This window comes from Lactiplantibacillus sp. B652 (assembly GCF_023806745.1).
GTDB lineage: Bacteria > Bacillota > Bacilli > Lactobacillales > Lactobacillaceae > Lactiplantibacillus > Lactiplantibacillus pentosus.
This window is the reverse complement of sequence record NZ_JAMSKY010000008.1, coordinates 173,153-191,306: the sequence shown is the minus strand read 5'-3', so window position 1 is coordinate 191,306 and position 18,154 is coordinate 173,153. Positions and strand designations below refer to the sequence as shown.

General features: G+C 39.2%; 17 protein-coding genes and 1 pseudogene. 12 read left to right on the top strand and 6 right to left on the bottom strand.

Features of this window, described 5'->3' with window-relative positions:
• The 7 genes and pseudogenes from MZO40_RS11210 to MZO40_RS11180 form a co-directional block, all read left to right on the top strand.
• Positions 1-97: pseudogene (locus tag MZO40_RS11210) on the top strand (IS5/IS1182 family transposase); the annotation flags it as partial.
• Between the two features lie 104 nt (positions 98-201).
• The gene (locus MZO40_RS11205) at positions 202-570 is read left to right on the top strand and encodes a PTS sugar transporter subunit IIA (protein WP_181186546.1); all 369 of its coding nucleotides are present in this window, start codon (positions 202-204) and stop codon (positions 568-570) included.
• On the top strand, positions 571-1,086 hold the full coding sequence (locus MZO40_RS11200) for a transcriptional regulator GutM (protein WP_105960857.1): 516 nt from the start codon (positions 571-573) through the stop codon (positions 1,084-1,086).
• Positions 1,083-1,649 carry a PTS glucitol/sorbitol transporter subunit IIC gene (locus MZO40_RS11195; RefSeq protein WP_105960858.1) on the top strand — a complete coding sequence of 189 codons (567 nt, stop codon included), beginning with the start codon at positions 1,083-1,085 and terminating at the stop codon, positions 1,647-1,649. The genes MZO40_RS11200 and MZO40_RS11195 overlap by 4 nt, the downstream gene beginning before the upstream one ends.
• A gap of 4 nt (positions 1,650-1,653) precedes the next feature.
• A complete protein-coding gene (locus tag MZO40_RS11190) occupies positions 1,654-2,676 on the top strand; it encodes a PTS glucitol/sorbitol transporter subunit IIB (protein WP_396415500.1) in 1,023 nt (340 codons plus the stop codon).
• A 19-nt stretch (positions 2,677-2,695) separates the two neighbouring features.
• The gene (locus MZO40_RS11185; RefSeq protein WP_050338117.1) at positions 2,696-3,070 is read left to right on the top strand and encodes a PTS glucitol/sorbitol transporter subunit IIA; all 375 of its coding nucleotides are present in this window, start codon (positions 2,696-2,698) and stop codon (positions 3,068-3,070) included.
• 25 nt (positions 3,071-3,095) lie between these two features.
• Entirely contained in the window at positions 3,096-3,770 is a 675-nt protein-coding gene (locus MZO40_RS11180) for a fructose-6-phosphate aldolase (protein WP_105960860.1), read from the top strand.
• A gap of 170 nt (positions 3,771-3,940) precedes the next feature.
• Here MZO40_RS11180 and MZO40_RS11175 read toward each other — a convergent pair whose 3' ends face one another.
• Complete coding sequence (locus tag MZO40_RS11175; protein ID WP_105960861.1) at positions 3,941-4,741, bottom strand: AraC family transcriptional regulator; 801 nt, start codon at positions 4,739-4,741, stop codon at positions 3,941-3,943.
• A 181-nt stretch (positions 4,742-4,922) separates the two neighbouring features.
• On the opposite strand from MZO40_RS11175, the gene MZO40_RS11170 reads away from it, so the two are divergent.
• From MZO40_RS11170 to MZO40_RS11160, 3 genes are read left to right on the top strand one after another with little or no spacing between them, the layout of a single operon-like run.
• The gene (locus tag MZO40_RS11170) at positions 4,923-7,466 is read left to right on the top strand and encodes a beta-galactosidase (protein ID WP_105960862.1); all 2,544 of its coding nucleotides are present in this window, start codon (positions 4,923-4,925) and stop codon (positions 7,464-7,466) included.
• 5 nt (positions 7,467-7,471) lie between these two features.
• The gene (locus MZO40_RS11165) at positions 7,472-8,911 is read left to right on the top strand and encodes an MFS transporter (RefSeq protein WP_050338121.1); all 1,440 of its coding nucleotides are present in this window, start codon (positions 7,472-7,474) and stop codon (positions 8,909-8,911) included.
• Positions 8,912-8,950: 39 nt separating this feature from the next.
• Positions 8,951-10,351 carry an MFS transporter gene (locus MZO40_RS11160; protein ID WP_225367170.1) on the top strand — a complete coding sequence of 467 codons (1,401 nt, stop codon included), beginning with the start codon at positions 8,951-8,953 and terminating at the stop codon, positions 10,349-10,351.
• Between the two features lie 213 nt (positions 10,352-10,564).
• Here the strand turns inward: MZO40_RS11160 and rihA are convergent, their stop codons facing one another.
• The 5 genes from rihA to MZO40_RS11135 all read right to left on the bottom strand — a co-directional run bounded on the left by rihA (position 10,565) and on the right by MZO40_RS11135 (position 15,808).
• Entirely contained in the window at positions 10,565-11,500 is a 936-nt protein-coding gene (gene rihA / locus MZO40_RS11155) for a pyrimidine-specific ribonucleoside hydrolase RihA (protein ID WP_286208175.1), read from the bottom strand.
• A gap of 320 nt (positions 11,501-11,820) precedes the next feature.
• A complete protein-coding gene (locus tag MZO40_RS11150) occupies positions 11,821-12,753 on the bottom strand; it encodes an NADP-dependent oxidoreductase (RefSeq protein WP_105960863.1) in 933 nt (310 codons plus the stop codon).
• Between the two features lie 16 nt (positions 12,754-12,769).
• Complete coding sequence (locus tag MZO40_RS11145) at positions 12,770-13,234, bottom strand: heme-degrading domain-containing protein (protein ID WP_225351334.1); 465 nt, start codon at positions 13,232-13,234, stop codon at positions 12,770-12,772.
• Between the two features lie 33 nt (positions 13,235-13,267).
• On the bottom strand, positions 13,268-14,293 hold the full coding sequence (gene iolG, locus MZO40_RS11140) for an inositol 2-dehydrogenase (protein WP_050338125.1): 1,026 nt from the start codon (positions 14,291-14,293) through the stop codon (positions 13,268-13,270).
• A gap of 48 nt (positions 14,294-14,341) precedes the next feature.
• Positions 14,342-15,808 carry a sugar porter family MFS transporter gene (locus MZO40_RS11135; protein WP_252133283.1) on the bottom strand — a complete coding sequence of 489 codons (1,467 nt, stop codon included), beginning with the start codon at positions 15,806-15,808 and terminating at the stop codon, positions 14,342-14,344.
• A 333-nt stretch (positions 15,809-16,141) separates the two neighbouring features.
• On the opposite strand from MZO40_RS11135, the gene iolG (MZO40_RS11130) reads away from it, so the two are divergent.
• Positions 16,142-17,170, top strand: coding sequence for an inositol 2-dehydrogenase (iolG, locus tag MZO40_RS11130; protein WP_050338127.1), 1,029 nt, complete (start codon positions 16,142-16,144; stop codon positions 17,168-17,170).
• Positions 17,171-17,193: 23 nt separating this feature from the next.
• The gene (gene iolE / locus MZO40_RS11125; RefSeq protein ID WP_050338128.1) at positions 17,194-18,096 is read left to right on the top strand and encodes a myo-inosose-2 dehydratase; all 903 of its coding nucleotides are present in this window, start codon (positions 17,194-17,196) and stop codon (positions 18,094-18,096) included.
• Positions 18,097-18,154 lie beyond the last annotated feature (58 nt).

Below are 18,154 nucleotides of genomic sequence, written 5' to 3'. Positions count from 1 at the left end.
GAAGAACTTTCGTAGGATTGCAACGCGTTATGATAAGCTCGCTCATGTTTATCTGGCTACGGTCTACATTGCCTCAATTTGCATCTTACTTAAGTAGTTTTCAGACGGACCCTAGTTGAAAAGGCTATCTCTAGTTCGCTGTGTCAGTTTGATGTTTGGAAATTTAGCCATGATACGGATTATTTAACGGCAGTCACGGAAATGATTGATACACGTACGTCGGAACAATACCTTGATAAGGAATTCAAGGAGCGGTGGTTAGATCGTGAACATCGCGGGATTAGTGTTTTTGAAAAGGGAATTGCGATTCCACATGTTGTCAATAACGGTGGTCGGCACGAAATATTGTTACAAATCGGTGTCTATGACCAGCCTGTTAGGTACCAGGATCGAACAGTTCAACTGATTTTTTTGATTGGTACACCGGATAATCTTGATCAAGGATTAAGCCAAGTACTCACTCAAATATATGATCTGGTGTTCTTAATTAGTAACAACGGTAATATTTATAATCGATTGATTGATTACGATGTCACTGCTAACTTATCACAGATTGCGGAGGGGATATAAATGGGGATGATGTTATATCTAGGGATCATGTTAGTAGCTGCATTTTTATTGCAAGGCCTATTTGGTTTTATTCAAATTAAAAATTTTACGGAAAACTATCGGAAGATGCGCCAACGGGGGCGTGTTTTAATTGGCAAGAATCCAAAGCGCTTTCAAGCTGGAACGATACTGCTTTTGGCGATTGATAGAGAGGGGAACATTCAGGAAGCTCGAGTAATGAAAGGGATAACGATTTTTGTGAAATTTAAGCCGTTATCGAGAGTTGTTGGACGAAATATTGTTGATATTGCAACGGATTACGAATTTATGATCGGTGTGGATTGTTTGACACGTGGCTGCATTTTAAATGCTTATCGGAACTTTGTTAATTTCAAAACCAATCAACTTTCGTATGAAGATCTCAATACAAGTATCGATATATTTGCAATGCCTATGTTTGCACGGATTAAGAGTGGATGGTATTGGTTGATAGGCACAGTACGAAAAAGAACTGATATGGGGAGGAAAGGGCTATGAAGATAATTACAGATTTTGCTTCTGGATTTATGGGACTATTTCAGACGGGTGGTAAGACGCTTATCAGCTGGATGAGTTCGATTGTACCGGTTGTACTATTATTGCTTGTTCTGATGAACACAATTATTGCTTTTTTAGGTGAGGATCGAATGAACAAATTAGCGATGGCCTCAGCTAAAAATCCAGTAACAAGGTATATGATATTACCTTTCTTAGCAGCATTTATGCTAGGGAATCCGATGGCGTTTACGATGGGGCGTTTTCTACCAGAATTCTATAAGCCGAGTTTTTATGCTTCTCAGGCACAATTCTGTCATACGAGTAATGGCGTTTTTCCGCATATCAACCCTGGAGAGTTATTTATTTGGCTAGGAATTGCACAAGGCGTGCAGAAATTGGGGCTTAATACGATGGACTTAGCAATTCGCTATCTTCTAGTTGGGCTAGTAATGAATTTTATTGGTGGTTGGATCACTGATTTTACAACTGCCTATGTTTGCCGAACTAGTGGTGTAAAACTTTCAAAACAAGTTGATGTTAGTTTGGCATCGGACAATATTTAGGAGGATTCGGGCTATGACTTGGAAGAGTATTCGCATTGAACATGGATCCGGTGGCTGGGGTGGCCCGCTAATTATTACGCCAACTTCAGAGCGACACAAATTCGTGTATGTAACAGGGGGAAACAAGCCAGAAATTGTTGATAAGATAGCTGATATGTCTGGAATGGAAGCTATAGACGGCTTTAAGACGGCCATTCCGGATAATGAAATTGCGTTAGCTATTATCGATTGTGGTGGAACTTTGCGCTGTGGAATTTATCCAAAAAAGGGTATTTTGACTGTCAATATTCTACCGACTGGGAAGAGCGGTCCACTAGCAAAATATATTGTTCCAGAACTGTACGTTTCTGCAGTGGGTGTTAAACAGATTACCTTAGATCAGGAAGCTAAGGGAGAAATTGCGGTTGAAGAGACTGCGATCGATGATAATACACCTGAGGAGGAGACGAGTGGCAAATTTGATAGTGATAAAACATTAACCCAGCAAATTAGCAAGCCAAGTTTGATTGCCAAAATCGGAATTGGAGCTGGAAAGGTTGTTGCAACGTTTAACCAGGCAGCTAAGGACTCTGTACAGACAGTGATTAATACGATAATTCCATTTATGGCGTTTGTTGCATTATTAATAGGGATTATTCAAGGGTCAGGTGTTGGAAAGCTATTTGCAAAATTGATGACTCCTTTGGCTGGGAATGTCTGGGGCCTGTTGATTGTCGGCTTCATTTGTTCTTTACCATTTTTATCACCGTTATTAGGACCAGGGGCAGTAATTGGTCAAATTATTGGTACATTGATTGGAGTGGAAATCGGTAAGGGAAATATCGCACCCCAATATGCGTTACCGGCACTATTCGCTATTAATACGCAAAATGCCTGTGATTTCATTCCGGTCGGCCTGGGTTTAGAAGAGGCGGAAGCTAAAACAGTTGAGGTGGGTGTTCCGTCCGTATTGTATTCACGATTCTTAAATGGTGTTCCACGAGTATTTGTTGCTTGGGTTGCAAGTTTTGGATTGTACTCAAAATAAGGATGAGGTGATTTATATTATGAAAATTAATGAGGCAATCATGTATCAAACTTCCGTTAAAGAGATTGGACAAGACGCACTGGACTTTTCAGAAATTAAAATGGCAATTTTCTTTGGTGACTCGGCCCCAGATGCACTACGATCGTCATGCTATCTAATCGACGTGTATCCGGTAAATGGATTGATTGAGCCAGGAATGAGCTTGGTGATTGATGATGAAGACTACCGAATTACTGCAGTGGGGCATGAGGTGCAACGCAATCTGGTTAACTTGGGGCATATGGCAGTTAGTTTTACTGGTAAGCAACAAGCGGAATTGGCAGGAACATTGTATGTAACTGATACGGAAGTACCTGAGATGAAGACAGGTAGTACTATTATGATTAAAGCATAGCGCGTATTGAAGGAGCGTAGTGACCATGGAACTTTTATTGGATACTGTGAATTTAAATCTTGTCAGAAAGTATATGGGAGTTATCTCGCTAGCCGGTGTAACCTCAAATCCGTCCATTGTAAAAAAAGAAAGTCCTATCAATTTTTATGAGCATATGCGGGAGCTTCGGCAAATAATAGGAAAAGAACGGACCTTCCATGTACAAGTAGTTGGAGAAACGACCGAAGCAATGATTGATGATGCTCATATGATATTGGAAAAGATTGATGATCAAGTTTATATCAAAATTCCGACGAATATGCAGGGATTAGCCGCGATTAAACGATTGGAATCAGAGGGCATTCACGTAACAGCAACCGCTATTTACAGTGAATTCCAAGGCTACTTGGCGATTGCAGCAGGTGCGGACTACTTGGCACCGTATTACAATCGGATGGTAAATATGAATGTTGATTCAGATTTGGTTATCAAGCATTTAGCGGCCCAGATTCAACGTGATCAAAGCAATACGAAGATACTAGCAGCTAGTTTTCACACTGTTCAACAAATTAATTCTTCATTTATTATGGGAGCACAGGCAGTGACAATGGGGCCTGAACTATTAGAAACAGCATTAAGTAGCCCCGCAATTAGCGCAGCAGTTGCAGGGTTTAAAACAGACTGGGAACAACTTTATGAGGCGAATACGTTAGATGTTTAATGATCTGACAGCGCAGTGATCATACGCATGAATAGAACAACGCTTATTTTCCTAAAATGGGATAGCAAAAATAACTTGAGGATTTCCAGCAGCATTGCGCTGGAAATCCTCAAGTTGTTTTTTGCAACTAAATTTGATGATGATGAACCGGCACGGATACTTGCAGTTACTTATTTTCGAAATTGATTGGGTGTCTTTCCAAAGTAGTCTTTAAATTGCTTGGTAAAGTAAGAAGGGCTTGAGAAGCCAACTAGCTCAGAAATCTTATTAATTGGTAGATTGGCATGAAATATAATCAGAGATTTAGCCATACGTAATCGGAAGTCAGTTAAGTATTTCAGAGGTGTCTCTCCTGTCTGATCCCGGAATAATCTAATCGTATGCGAGATGGAGTATCCAGTTAGGTTGCTAAATGATTCATTACTAATATTCTCCTGATAATGACTGCTAATATAGCTCACGATGAGATTTGTAACAGAACTATCAGTAAATATTAAGCGATTCTGATAAGCATTTTGACGTAATAGCATTAAGAAAGTATAGATGGCATTGGATTGCATTAACGTATCTTCAAAGCTAGTTTTTTTAAAAGTATTAAAATTGCGTCGAATAAAAGTCCCTAAACTTGTATCTAGATGATTATAAAGTTGATAGTCATTTAGATTTAAAAACTCGACTAGTTCGGATGCAGCTGTACCTTCAAATGTAATAAAAGATGTTTGCCATTCGCTTTTATTAGAATCCGGGAAAAACGAATGTGGAATGTTTGGGCGCATTAAAAATCCTTGCCCAGAATTCAATTTAATTCTCTGATTGCCGATACGAATAATTCCCATGCCCGAATCTGTCTGTAGCCAATGGAAATAATCAAATCCGTTTGGGCGATATATTTTGTGTTGATCCCAGTTAATTCCAATATCGAAAAATTTTAAGGGGAGATTGTCACTATTACTGTTGAAAATAATGCTCATAGCAATTCAGCTCCTTTTAATGAAGATATTTTTTAAAATGATCAAATATTGATATTTTTCTAGTTAAATCATTGCATAAATCAAAGCGCTTACATTCTAAAATGAACTTAATCAAAAACATAATTCATAGATGTAATTAATGCTTTGGTTCTCACTCGATATCAAATGACTGGAGGCGGTAATGTTGACCATCTATCTTGTAAATGAACACGATGAAATCCAGCTGAATTACTCTGACTTGTCAGAAGATTTAGCTCACAAAACTTCATCATCAACAAAATCAGTGATCAAGTTTATATCAACTGCGGAAACTGACCTAACTACTTTCGATTTCGGTAAGGATGACATTGTTTGCCTAGGATTTGGCCATCATTTTGACTTGAACTATGTACAACACACAATGCCACAATTAGTGAAAATATTGAAAGCACGGAACACACAAATAGTTTTAGTAACTGAATTACGTTATTTTCATGAGAATGAAACGTATTTTGATAAATCTGCAGATGAACTTGCTATTCACCAACTAGCTTACGATCAGCGTTTGAAGGTACTTGATTTATATAGCTATCTTAATGCTTGGTATCAGCAGTTGTCAGCTTCGAAGCGATCGGAAAAGTTAGAACGAGTCAAGAACGCTAGTGATCTGTATCAGATTAAAAAATCTATTCTAAAACAATTATTATCATGCTATTTGACTAGTTGGTTTTCTAGAAAATTTTTTGTCCGAACAAAGATCAAAATTCGTGGCTATGGTGCGTCGCTTTATCCGGAAGTGTGGGACAAATTGACTAATCAAACTGATATAGCAGAGATGCATAAAATCGGCATGAACACTGTTCGCATTGGTGAATTCTTCTGGGATAAATTGGAACCCCAAGAAGATCATTATAACATGGAATATTTGGTTAATTTATTGTCCCAGCTAAAAGAACATGGGTTGCAAGTAATACTTGGTATCCCATCTCCAACACCGCCGCGTTGGTTTACACTACATTATCCAGAATCCAGGATCGTAAATTTACGAGGTGAGACAGAGGAACATGGGTCTAGGCAACATGTATGTACGAACAACCTAAATTACCGAAGAAAAGCATATCAATTAGCTCGAAAAATTGCCAGGGTTGCCAATGATTTTGACAATATAATTGCGATTCAAATAGATAATGAATTTAAATGTCATGTCGATCAATGTTTTTGTGAATCCTGTCAACGGTTATGGCCACAATGGCTCAAAGAGAAATACCAAACGATTGAGCGATTAAATACGGTTTGGGGCACTAATTTGTGGAGTGAAAGATATCCTGATTTCCAGTCAGTTGTGATGCCAACAAAAACGCCGTTTACACATAATTCTGGACTAGTTAATGCTTTCCGAACGTTTACAGCAGATACTTTGAATGATTTTGCCGCTGGCCTGGCACAGACCTTGATTGCAGAAACTAACATTCCGATTACACATAATACGTCACTGAATTTCAACTTGATGAATTACGAATTGTTTAATCAATTGGATCTAGTAGGCTTTGACACTTATCCGATGTATGACCAGTACTGGAATTTTCCAATTAATCTGGACTTGTGGCGAAATCTAAAAGATACAGATGAAGTGCTTTTATTAGAAACTGGTGCTTCACATGTCGGGTATATCGGAAATTATGTGACACCACATCCTAAAGGCTTCTTGCAAACTGAGGTATTTTTGGGGCTTGCTGCTGGATTAAAGTCATTCCTGTTTTGGCCATACCGTGCTCAGCCAGCTGGAGTCGAACAGACACATGGTGCAATTGTGACTCAGACAGGAACGCCAGATCTAGGATATGACGATGTATTAGCAGGTCAAAAACTCGTTCAGAAGTTTAAACAGAAATTAGACAATACTGTCGTAAAGAAATCAAAGATTGCATTGGTGTACTCAGATAATGCAAAGCGTGAAATGCATGTGGAAACCGGTGGAATCTATGAGTATCGTAATACAATTACACAATTCTATAAAGCCCTTGTGAGCCGAGGCGTATCTGTAGAACTTATCCCAGATAATGTGGACTTTCAGAATTTTAATTGTGTGCTTATTCCCTATATTCGCGATGTTAATTCTCAGTTGTTAGCAAGAATGAAGTCTTTTATCAGTGCTGGTGGCCAATTAGTTGTTGGACCGCTGACTGGAGATAGAACGGTCGAGATGACATGGATTCGTGGGCATAATGGATTAGGCGAGCTCGGACAGTGGCTTGGAATTAAAAATGTTGTTCAGTATTTGTCAGAAGAAAAAAGGACGCGGGCTAAGGTGAAGGTTGACCAGTCAATTGATGAGTTTGGTGGCTTGGTCACGATGTTTAATACAGATAATACGATGAAGCATGTTGAAACAATTCACACGGTTGCAGCAGATCGATCGATTATTTACCAACGAGGCAATTTAACCTATTTGGGGGGCATGCCAAAAGATAGTCTCAATAGTCCACTGTGGGACAAGTTGGTAGATGAAATTATTAAGCCATGTGATGAGGACTGCACGTATATTGAAATTAATTGGGGAATTTTTAAATATCGTCGTGAAAGTGAAGATGAAATCCAATTTTACTTGGCAAATATGTCAGTGGATCGAGTTGAATATGAGCTACATCAAGCTGGTTATGGTGAAGATGATGATGTGATTAATCCTGGAAAACATAGCTTAAATGGATTTGAATGTAAGCTCATTAGGATTAAGAAAGTGAGGTAAACAGCATGTCAGAAGTACAAGTTAATGCGGATAGTTTGGCAGTTAAGGCCAACGGCGGGAAGCCAATCCCAAAGTTTGGAATGCGCGATAAGATTGGTTATGCGTTTGGCGATGTTGGTACGACTTTTGTTATGGGAGTTTTGGCTTCCTTTGAATCTATTTACTTTACAAATGTGCTTGGAATTTCCCCGGCTATTTCTGGGACCATTATTTCGTTAACAACACTGGTTGGTGCGTTCACGGATGTTACAGTTGGTCGAATGTCTGATGTTCGTAAGCTGGGTAAGAAAGGTCGCTTTCATCCGTGGATTAGGGTGATGCGTTGGCCCTTAGTATTGTCGTTATTGATTATGTTTTTCCCAGTTGTTCGCAGTTTTTCAATGCCTGCTAAAATTGCATATATTGGTTTTGCAAGTATTTTCTATGCTGCTTCATTATCCGGATTTAATATTCCCTATGGATCATTAGCAGCAGCCATTAGTAGTGATCCTGATGACAGAACCTCGTTGTCAATCTATCGAACAGTGGGTTCAACAATTGGTGCAGGGGGGACAGGGTTTATTATCCCGTATATTGTCTATACAACCGCTAAAGACGGCTCTCAAATATTATCAGGAGATCGATTATTTCTTTGTTCAATAGGGTGTGTTGTTATAGCGATGATTTGTTACACCATAATGTATACGCTTACGACGGAAAGAGTGCTAGTTGAACATAAGGATCGCGTCAAGGCAAGTACATTAGTGGCGTCTTTATTCAAAGATAAAGCACTTATTTCATTCTTAGTTGCTGAATTGGTGATTGTTTGTTCAACAAGTTTTACGAGTTTTCTAACGACGTATCTTTTTACAGTTTATTACCATAGCAAGGAAGCACTTTCGATCGCGCTATTGTTTAATTATGCAGAAGCCATCCTCTTGTCACCATTTGCAAAGTTCTTATCTAAAAGATTTGGCAAGAAGGAAGTCGTATCTATCTCGTTATTTGCGGCTTCAGCAATTTATCTCGTTATATATTTGGTTAAGGTATCAAGTCCATGGATCTATTTAGTCCTAAGCTTTTTCACGGCTCTTTGTTTCTCGATGTTTAATATCATGGTGTGGGCATTTATGACTGACATCATTGATTATCATCAGTTTAGTACCGGCCTCCGTGAAGATGGCACCATTTTTAGTGTCAATATGTTCGGCCGTAAAATGGCACAGACAGCTATGGGTATATTATCTGGGTTATCCTTAACTTATATTGGTTACCAAGCGTCCTCCACGGGTAGTACGATGCAGTCGCAATCTGTTCTGGATGGTTTATATACATTAGCCACAATGGTTCCATGTGTGTTGATGCTAGTGGGGGCACTTATTTTAACTTTTTGGTTCCCATTAAGCAAAAAGAAGTTATCAGAAGTTGCAGCAAAATTAAAAGTGCTAAATAAGAGTGAAAGTTAATCGGTATAGTTTAATCTTGAAACGCTAGGAGGGATACCTGTGTTAGTGTCTAAAAACCAGATGGCTATTCCAAAATTTAGTTGGAAAGATAAGATTGGCTATATGTTTGGTGATGTCGGAAATTGCTTTCTACTTGGGTTAATGAATGCGTTTTTAATGATTTATTACACTAATATTTTGGGATTGTCTGCTGGCTTAGTTGGCTCGCTATTTTTTGTCAGCACAATGGTTGATGCATTTGCTGATATACTAGTTGGCCGAATTGCTGATATCACCAATGTAAAAAAGGATGGTCGATTTCGACCATGGATTCGTGTTATGAAGTGGCCGACATGTCTGACATTCTTGCTACTATTTTTGCCGGTTGCTAAGCAATTTTCAGATACCCTTAAGACTATCTATGTTATTGTCACGTATATCATCTTTGGATTGGTATTTGCATGTATCAATATTCCATATGGATCGTTGTCATCAACAATGAGTGCCGATTCGCAGGACAAGGCCTCGCTGTCTGTATATCGGAGTGTCGGATCTGCGGTTGGCGCTGGCGGCACGGGCTTTGCGTTACCATTGATTGTATATACGGAAAATGCAGCTGGACATAAAATATTGTCTGAACAGCGTCTATTTTGGTGTGCGTTAGCATGTGCAATTTTAGCTTTAATTGCCTATAATATCCTATACTATTTCACTTATGAGCGAATTGTTAGTAATCCACGACAAAAGATTAAGTTAAATGACTCTCTCAGAGCAATGGCAAAGGACCGAAGCTTACTTTCCTTGATTGTAGCTGATATTATTGTAACGACATGTACCAGTTTGAGCGGGATTACGACAACTTACTTATTCAATGATTATTTTAATAATAATCATGCATTGTCGATTGCATTGCTGTTTACTTACGGAACAACCATTGTTTTGGCTCCATTCGCTAAATGGATCACGGTTAAACTTGGTAAGAAAGAGATGTGTGCAAGTTCACTGTTTATTGCTTCCATCCTATACTTGATCCTATATTTTCTGCATATTCATAATCCTTGGATATATTTGATGCTTCTTTTTATAGCGACCCTGGGTACAGCGATATTCAGTTTAATGATCTGGGCGTTTATTAATGATGTAAATGATAATCATCAAGTTATGACAGGGATTCGTGAAGATGGGACAATTTATGGCATTAATTTTTTTGGCCGTAAAATTGCACAAGCAGTTGCCAATGGTATTGGTGGCGCGTTGTTATCACTCATTGGTTATCGATCTTCGACGGTAGGCGGACGGATTCAAACGACAGATGTCATGAATCATATTTATTTACTAGCCAATTTAATACCAGCGTTTCTATTGTTTCTTGCGGCAATCGTTTTAGCGTTCTGGTATCCCTTGAATAAGGGACGTGTTTTAGATGTCACAAAACATTTGAAGCGGCTTAAATCTAATTAGTGCTATTGACTGAACGCTACCTTGAGTTAGACAAGATACTGCCTGTTAACGTGGGTAGATGAAAAAGTGCTTAAATATAATCTTAGATGATAATAAAGCAATCTTCAAAGTTATAAACAAATAACTCTGAAGATTGCTTTAAATTATAAATAGTGAACTTGGTACGACATAGTTGGGTTAACTATGTGTGATTGAAAACTCACTATTCGTTGATTAAAAGTTGAAGGATTTGATGCTATCAATGGTTAGGTTGGCGAACCACTGACGATCAATATGGAACAATACTTCAGCGTTTGGTTTACGGTTGGTGATGTGATAATAGTCAATAACAGTTTCACCAGTAGTCAGTTCGCCTTTAGTTTCTACTTCGACATTGCAACGTTTGCTGGTGAATTTTGACGGATCGATTAACCAAGCCACTGTACACGGGTCATATAGGGGAAGCCCTTTAAACCCCCATCGTTGACGACCGAATGAGATGCCGTAGAAATCCATAAGGCCGCTAATGGTTTGAGCAACTGAATTATCGATTTTGTGGATTTGATCGATCTCGTCAGAAAGTAACTGGGCCTCGAATGCGACATTTAGGGGTGCTAACACAATTGGTATTCCGGAATCTAAGACGATCTTTGCAGCTTCAGGGTCAACCTGAATATTGAATTCTGTTGTTGGTCCCCAATTTCCAAGCCCCATACCGCCTCCTAAAATAACAATTTGCTTGATGCGCGAGCGTAACTCGGGATGTACAGATAAAAATAGTGCGATGTTGGTGCATGGGCCGGTTACCACTAAAGTTACTTTGTGCGGATGCTCAGTGAGAATTTTGGCAATGAGTTCAATGGCTGGAATTCCTTGTGAAAAGAAATCGGGAGCGGGCAAGTCTGCTCCATCCAGTCCTGTAACACCATGCATACTAACGCCCGAAATTAGAGAGCGCATCAGCGGCTTTGTATTTCCAGAAGCGACTGGAATATCTTGTCGCTTCATTAAAGTTAAAAGTGACATGGCATTGCGCAGTGTTTGACTATGCCGTTGATTTCCTGCTGAGGTGGTTACGGCCAATAAGTTAATGTCTTTAGACGTAACGGCAATCATCAATGCAACAGCATCATCATGTCCTGGATCACAATCTAAAATAATATCTTCCAAAATTATCAACTCCAATTTATTTTGTTAAAGAAAAGCTGAAAATATCTCTGGATTTAGGCGAAATTAAAAGAGTAGTCAGTTCACCATAATCATAAAAGATAATTCTCAGCTTCTCTCACTAATAATTATAATATAATAAGCGCTTTACACTAAATGTTAGCTATTGAAAAAATAATGGCATATCGGTTTATTATTGTATCGCAATTAATTAAATATACTGTATAGTCCGTACAACGAGAACTAAAAAGCATCTAAGCCAGTTGAATCAGAAAATAATCTGACCTAAAGTGACTTAGATGCATTAAAACGTGTTGGGTATATCACAAAGTAACAATTACTTTGCCATCTGGATTACCATGTTCAACACCCGACTGTCCTTTACGGATACCCGCTAATGTAAACGATTCCAGACGATCAATTGGAACATGCAACTGATTATTCCGGATCATCAACGAAATAGTAGTGAAGGCGTCACTATCGCGATACTCACGTCGAGGAATAACCTGTCTATAAATCACATTTGGCTTTAGTGTACGGTTCTTGGGTAAAGTTGTCAGGGAGACATATGTTCCAGTCGGTTTAATGATTTGTATTCCAGCGGTTGAAGCACCAAGGTTAGTAGCGTCAACGAGAACATCTGCCATGTTTTTGAATTTAGAGCTAACACGTTCAGTATCATATGCACCAAATTCAGAAGCGCCCAGATTTAGAACCGTTTCTCGAGCACATTCCGCGTCCGTACCAATAACGTATAGACCCAGTGCGTGTGCCATTTGAACTAGCATTGACCCAACACCACCAGATGAGCCTAAAATGACAATTGTTTGGCCTTGCTTGACATGGGCAATATGAACAAGTGTGTTATATGCAGTAATTCCAGACAAAGGAAGGCCTGCAGCTTCATAAGGATTATAATTGCTGGGACGGTAACCGAGATGATCAACTGAAACTTTAAAATACTCGGCATATGTTCCGATCCCTGGTCGTGCTAAAATGTCGTCACCAATATTGTATTCATGAACACCCGATCCTAATTGAACAATGCGGCCAACACCGTCACTTCCCAAAATTATTGGGAAAAGTAAGGTTACACTGTTTCGAAATTGACCATTTCTAACGGCAATATCAAATGCATTGATGGCAAATGCGGTTGTCTTAACCAAGACTTCGTCGGGATTGAGTTTTGGAATTGGGATACTTAGTTCTTCCATGACATTTGCATTGCCATATTGATTAAACCCAAATGCTCTCACAGTTCCCCTTCCTTACTTAGCCTTGCTGAGATTGAAGATCTAATAGTGCGTGATAGGCAAGTTCGTGGTCTTCTTCATCGGTTAGTCCAGAGACAATCAAGCTGCCGACTGTTCCAGTATTTTTAATTCCAATTGGGAAACCACCGCCAACAATGGCATAATCGCTACGGTTTAGGCCGTTGTTAGCATAAAATGCTTCAGGATCGTCTGCATAAATTGCTTTTTCAAGCAAAGAACTGTGATCGAATTTATCAACAATATTTTCTTTTTTGTGAATCCAGAGATTGTTTTCGTTTGTTGTATGAATCCCTGCGTGAAAGAAGACGACGCGCTTATTGATTTTGATTAGAATACAAACCTTATCAAAGTCTGCTTGTCCAACCTTTTTCAAACTTGAGACTAGTTGGTCAACATCACTTAAATTAAAATGTTCGAGTGAGGCGTTATTTTCTTGTTTTATAATTTTGGCTTGATCCAGCATCAAATAACCTCTTTCTATCTTGAATATTTGTGACTAGTCTAAAGAATAGGTAGTATCAACCTTTTGTGGTACGCCGGTTTCCAATGACTTCTTAGCCGCAATAGCAGCTCGTTGAGCCATAATGACGTCACGGCCCTGTGCAACTAGTGGTTCATCATCTAAAATTGCACGAACAAATGCATGCATTTCAGCTAAATAGGCTTCGTGATAACGTTCCTTGAAAATTGGTAGTGGTTTTGCTAATTCCTCACGTTTATTAGTATACAGCTCTACAGTACTGTTGCTGACGTTTTCAGCCTTCAACATTCCTTCTGATCCAAAAACCTCGACACGTTGATCATAGCCATATACTGCTCGCCGACTATTATCGATTAAGCCATAAGTACCGTTTTCAAATTGAAGAACCAAAGCAAGGGTATCAATATCGTCAATATCCTTTAATGTTGGGTCGATAAGGGTACCGCCTTTTGCGTAGACTTCGGTAATATTACTATTCATCATATAACGAGCCATATCAAAATCATGCATTGTGAAATCAAATAACAAGCCACCGATTCGTTGAATTAAATCGTGAGGTAAAAGATCTGGATCTCGAGATGTGATTTTAACAACTTGTGGGGTACCGATTTTTCCGTTACGAACATTTTCATAAATATTACGGAATTGAGGATCCATTCGCCGATTGAAACCGATTTGAAGTTTTACACCAGCTTTTTTCACTTCCCGCAACACATTTAAACTGGCTTCTTCTTCAAGATTCATACTTAACGGCTTTTCGCAGAAGATATTCTTACCAGCTTTAGCAGCAGCGGTGACAATTTCTTCATGGGTATTAGTAGATGTGAAGATGAAAACGGTGTCAATTCTAGGGTTGTTTAAGATATCGTGATAATCACGAGTCTGGTTGGTGATTCCGAGATCAGTTAGATGACTCGAAACGTTTTCAATAAAGACATCAGCAACTTGCTCGATCTCAATTTCTGGGATTGTCATCAAATTCTTTAGATGCATTTGCCCTGCGCGACCCAAGCCAATAATACCTGCATGTACTTTTTTCATAAATAAAGACCACCTTTAATATTTTTAAATAGTTAATACACAAATTAATTATTTATCTTCCGGATTAATTCCTGATGTATCACCATATTTGAACTCCATTTGGATCAGTTCCAGTGATTTCCCACGAGTTTCCGGTGCATATTTGTATGCAAAGATAAATGACAGAATATTGAAAAACACGAAGATTAGGAATGTCCATGTCATTCCAACGGCACTCAATAGTATTGGGAAGAAATACCCAACGAGAAAGTTTGCAAACCATAAGAAGAATGTTGAGACTCCCATCCCCAGTCCTCGCAAATTTTGCGGGAATATTTCAGACAGCAGTAACCACACTAATGGTGAGATGAAACCTTGAAAGAAGCCTAGAAACATCATCGTGCAAAGAACGACAAGTACTGGTAGTAGCGTACTCTGACTGAGAAAGGCTGAAATGCCAACGATTAATAAGAGCGAACTAGTGGTGCCGATAATACCCGCAATTAGCATGCTACGCCTGTTTACGCGATTCATAATCGACATGCCAACAAATGTTGCAATAACAGATATGAGGCCATTGCCTATGTTTGCAATCAGTGCCGCATTATGCGCAAATCCGGCATTCGTTAGAATTGTTGTTCCGTAATACATCATGATATTAATACCGATGAATTGTTGCATTACACCAAGCCCAATCCCAATGAACACTAGACGACGAATCCATGGTGTTGCAAGGTCTTTAAAGGTTGCTTGCTTAATTTCACTTTCTTGATTCAATGTATCTTGGATCTGGCTAATTTCTTCTCTGCATGCTTTCGGATGAGAACGAATTTGCTTCAAGGAATCAAAAGCTCTATCAAGCTGATTGACCATTACTAGCCATCGAGGAGACTCAGGAACCACCATCATACCAAAGAAAAGTGCGATGGCCGGGATCATACCGAAGCCAATCATATAACGCCAAATATTCGAAATGTGGCCAAACCAATTCCCCAAAATAGCATTAACAATAAAGGCTAGCAATTGCCCAGTGACAATCATTAACTCATTCTGAGTGACCAAACGTCCTCTGATTTCGGGGGTGGATATCTCTGATAGATACGTTGGCACGATGACGGAGGCACCACCAACTGCCAATCCAAGTAATATTCGGGATATGATCATAAACAATGCGCTTGGTGCAAGGGAGCAAGCTAGAGTGCAAACGAAAAAAAGCAAGGCTAAATATTTCAGCAGTCGTTTTCGACCAATTCGGTCTGAAAGATGACCAGCGAAAACAGCGCCGAATGCTGCGCCCAAAGTGATGCCGCTTGTAACCAGTCCTTCGTTATTAGGCGAGAGATTTAATTCTGCCGGTGTTGCCATATATCCAATTGCACCGTTAATAACACCCGTATCAACTCCAAATAAGAGTCCTCCTAATGTTGATATAAAGGCAATATGATTTAAATGACGCTCAGCATTTTGATTAATGTTATTGGAAGTCGAATCCGGGAGCGGTACGTGATCAGATTTGACACTTTTTTCAGCAGACATAAGAGTCCCTCCTAAATGTTAATGAGATATTAAAATACAGGTGAAAAAGAATCAGTTAACAACGAAGTTAAAAGTTAATAACTGAACAAGACTCGTTTCGAATTCATTTGCTATTATTTCACTATGGATTGTGAATGTCAACGCTTTTAAAAAAAGCGCTTTTTTATTTTGGATAATTTTTAAAACACAGTTGACAATCCCTTTAATAGTGAGTATTCTTTAAGCGAACACAAAAGCAAGATTAAATGTGAATGGGCCGTTATTTCAAGAAATTACGACTAACTTCACAAGCACTTGCTCACCTATAGAATGCTAATAGAAAGGGGCGTCAATATGGACGAAAGCACAAAAATCACAAGCCAAAATATCACAATCGGTATTATCGGTATGGGTCGAATAGGTAACGTGCATTATAAAAATCTGATGCGTATTCCTAATGTTACGATCAAATACGTTTGTGATTTGCTTGCAACCACAGAATGGGCAACCAAATACAAGAATGCTGAGCACATTGTCACGGACTATCATGATATTTTAGCTGACTCAGAAGTGGAGGCTGTATTAATTTGCGTGCCAACAGATCTTCATCCAAAGATCACGATAGAAGCTGCTGAAGCTGGGAAAGATATTTTCTGTGAGAAACCAGTTGGATTTAATGATCGTGATATTTTGAAAGCGCTTGATACCGTGAAGCGCTGCGGTGTGAAATTCGAAGTTGGCTTTAATCGTCGGTTTGATAAGAATTTCCGTCGAATTGTAGACCATCGTATTAACGGTGATATTGGGGACGAACAGATTCTAAAAATTACATCACGTGATCCAGAACCGCCGTCGCTAGATTATATCAATCATTCAGGCGGAATCTTTATGGATATGACTATTCATGATTTTGACATGGCACGGTACATCACAGATGCTGAAGTTGATCAAGTCTATGTCATTGGAAATGTACTTGTTGATCCAAAGATTGGCAATGCCGGAGATATTGATACTGCCATCATTAGTCTATCTTTCAAGAATGGCATGATGGGGGTCATTGACAATAGTCGGCAGGCTGTTTATGGGTACGACCAACGAATTGAATTATTTGGTTCAAAAGGAATGGCACACGCTGATAACGTTGTTGATAGTACGACAACCTATGCTGGAGAGAAGGACGTTAGTGGTGATAAACCAATGTTTTTCTTCTTACAACGGTATATTGACGCCTATAAAGACGAAATTGAATCATTCTTAGATGCCGTTCGCGGGAATCATGAAGTTGAATGTACTTTCGAAGACGGGATTAAGGCGATTCGATTGGCTCAAGCAGCTAAAAAATCATTGGAAACTGGGCAACCAGTAACTGTCGCAGATATTTAAATTTTTACTAGGAGGTTAAGGATATGAGTTCAAACGTAGAAAAAGACATCAAATGGGGAATTGCACCGATCGGTTGGCGGAATGATGATATTCCTTCAATTGGGAAAGACAACAATTTACAACAGTTATTAAGTGATATTGTTGTGGCTGGGTTTCAAGGGACCGAAGTAGGGGGCTTTTTCCCAGGCCCAGAAAAGTTAAATTACGAACTAAAATTGCGTAATCTTGAGATTGCCGGCCAGTGGTTTAGCAGTTATATCATTCGGGATGGCATTGAAAAGGCAAGCGAGGCCTTTGAAAAGCATTGTCAGTATTTGAAGGCGATTAATGCGCCAGTAGCAGTAGTTTCAGAACAAACCTACACAATCCAGCGTTCTGATACTGCCAATATTTTTAAAGACAAGCCATACTTCACGGACAAAGAATGGGATGAGGTTTGCAAAGGACTCAATCATTATGGCGAAATCGCTGCTAAGTATGGATTAAAGGTCGCTTATCATCACCATATGGGGACTGGAATTCAGACAAAAGAAGAGACTGATCGCTTGATGGCTAACACTGATCCTAAGCTAGTTGGATTACTTTATGATACTGGTCACATTGCGGTGTCAGATGGCGATTATATGGCGTTGCTAAACGCACATATTGATCGCGTAGTTCACGTTCACTTTAAGGATGTTCGGCGTGCAAAAGAAGAAGAATGCAGAGAAAAAGGTCTGACTTTCCAAGGATCCTTCTTGAACGGGATGTTTACAGTTCCTGGTGATGGAGATTTGGACTTCAAACCAGTCTATGACAAATTAATTGCGAATAATTATAAGGGATGGATTGTCGTTGAAGCAGAGCAGGATCCTTCAAAGGCCAATCCTTTAGAGATGGCGCAAATTGCACATCGGTATATCGAACAGCATTTAATTGAAAATTAGTTAAACACTAGGTACTCATATTCACTGAAATAGTATTTTATCAATAATTCAAGAGGAG

Bases quoted from the DNA above. Each gene is read 5' to 3' on its own strand.
- MZO40_RS11205 (WP_181186546.1), top strand. From the start codon at position 202: ATGATTGATACACGTACGTCGGAACAATACCTTGATAAGGAATTCAAG.
- MZO40_RS11200 (WP_105960857.1), top strand. From the start codon at position 571: ATGGGGATGATGTTATATCTAGGGATCATGTTAGTAGCTGCATTTTTA.
- MZO40_RS11195 (WP_105960858.1), top strand. From the start codon at position 1,083: ATGAAGATAATTACAGATTTTGCTTCTGGATTTATGGGACTATTTCAG.
- MZO40_RS11185 (WP_050338117.1), top strand. From the start codon at position 2,696: ATGAAAATTAATGAGGCAATCATGTATCAAACTTCCGTTAAAGAGATT.
- MZO40_RS11180 (WP_105960860.1), top strand. From the start codon at position 3,096: ATGGAACTTTTATTGGATACTGTGAATTTAAATCTTGTCAGAAAGTAT.
- MZO40_RS11175 (WP_105960861.1), bottom strand. From the start codon at position 4,741: ATGAGCATTATTTTCAACAGTAATAGTGACAATCTCCCCTTAAAATTT.
- MZO40_RS11170 (WP_105960862.1), top strand. From the start codon at position 4,923: ATGTTGACCATCTATCTTGTAAATGAACACGATGAAATCCAGCTGAAT.
- MZO40_RS11165 (WP_050338121.1), top strand. From the start codon at position 7,472: ATGTCAGAAGTACAAGTTAATGCGGATAGTTTGGCAGTTAAGGCCAAC.
- MZO40_RS11145 (WP_225351334.1), bottom strand. From the start codon at position 13,234: ATGCTGGATCAAGCCAAAATTATAAAACAAGAAAATAACGCCTCACTC.
- iolG (WP_050338125.1), bottom strand. From the start codon at position 14,293: ATGAAAAAAGTACATGCAGGTATTATTGGCTTGGGTCGCGCAGGGCAA.
- MZO40_RS11135 (WP_252133283.1), bottom strand. From the start codon at position 15,808: ATGTCTGCTGAAAAAAGTGTCAAATCTGATCACGTACCGCTCCCGGAT.
- iolG (WP_050338127.1), top strand. From the start codon at position 16,142: ATGGACGAAAGCACAAAAATCACAAGCCAAAATATCACAATCGGTATT.
- iolE (WP_050338128.1), top strand. From the start codon at position 17,194: ATGAGTTCAAACGTAGAAAAAGACATCAAATGGGGAATTGCACCGATC.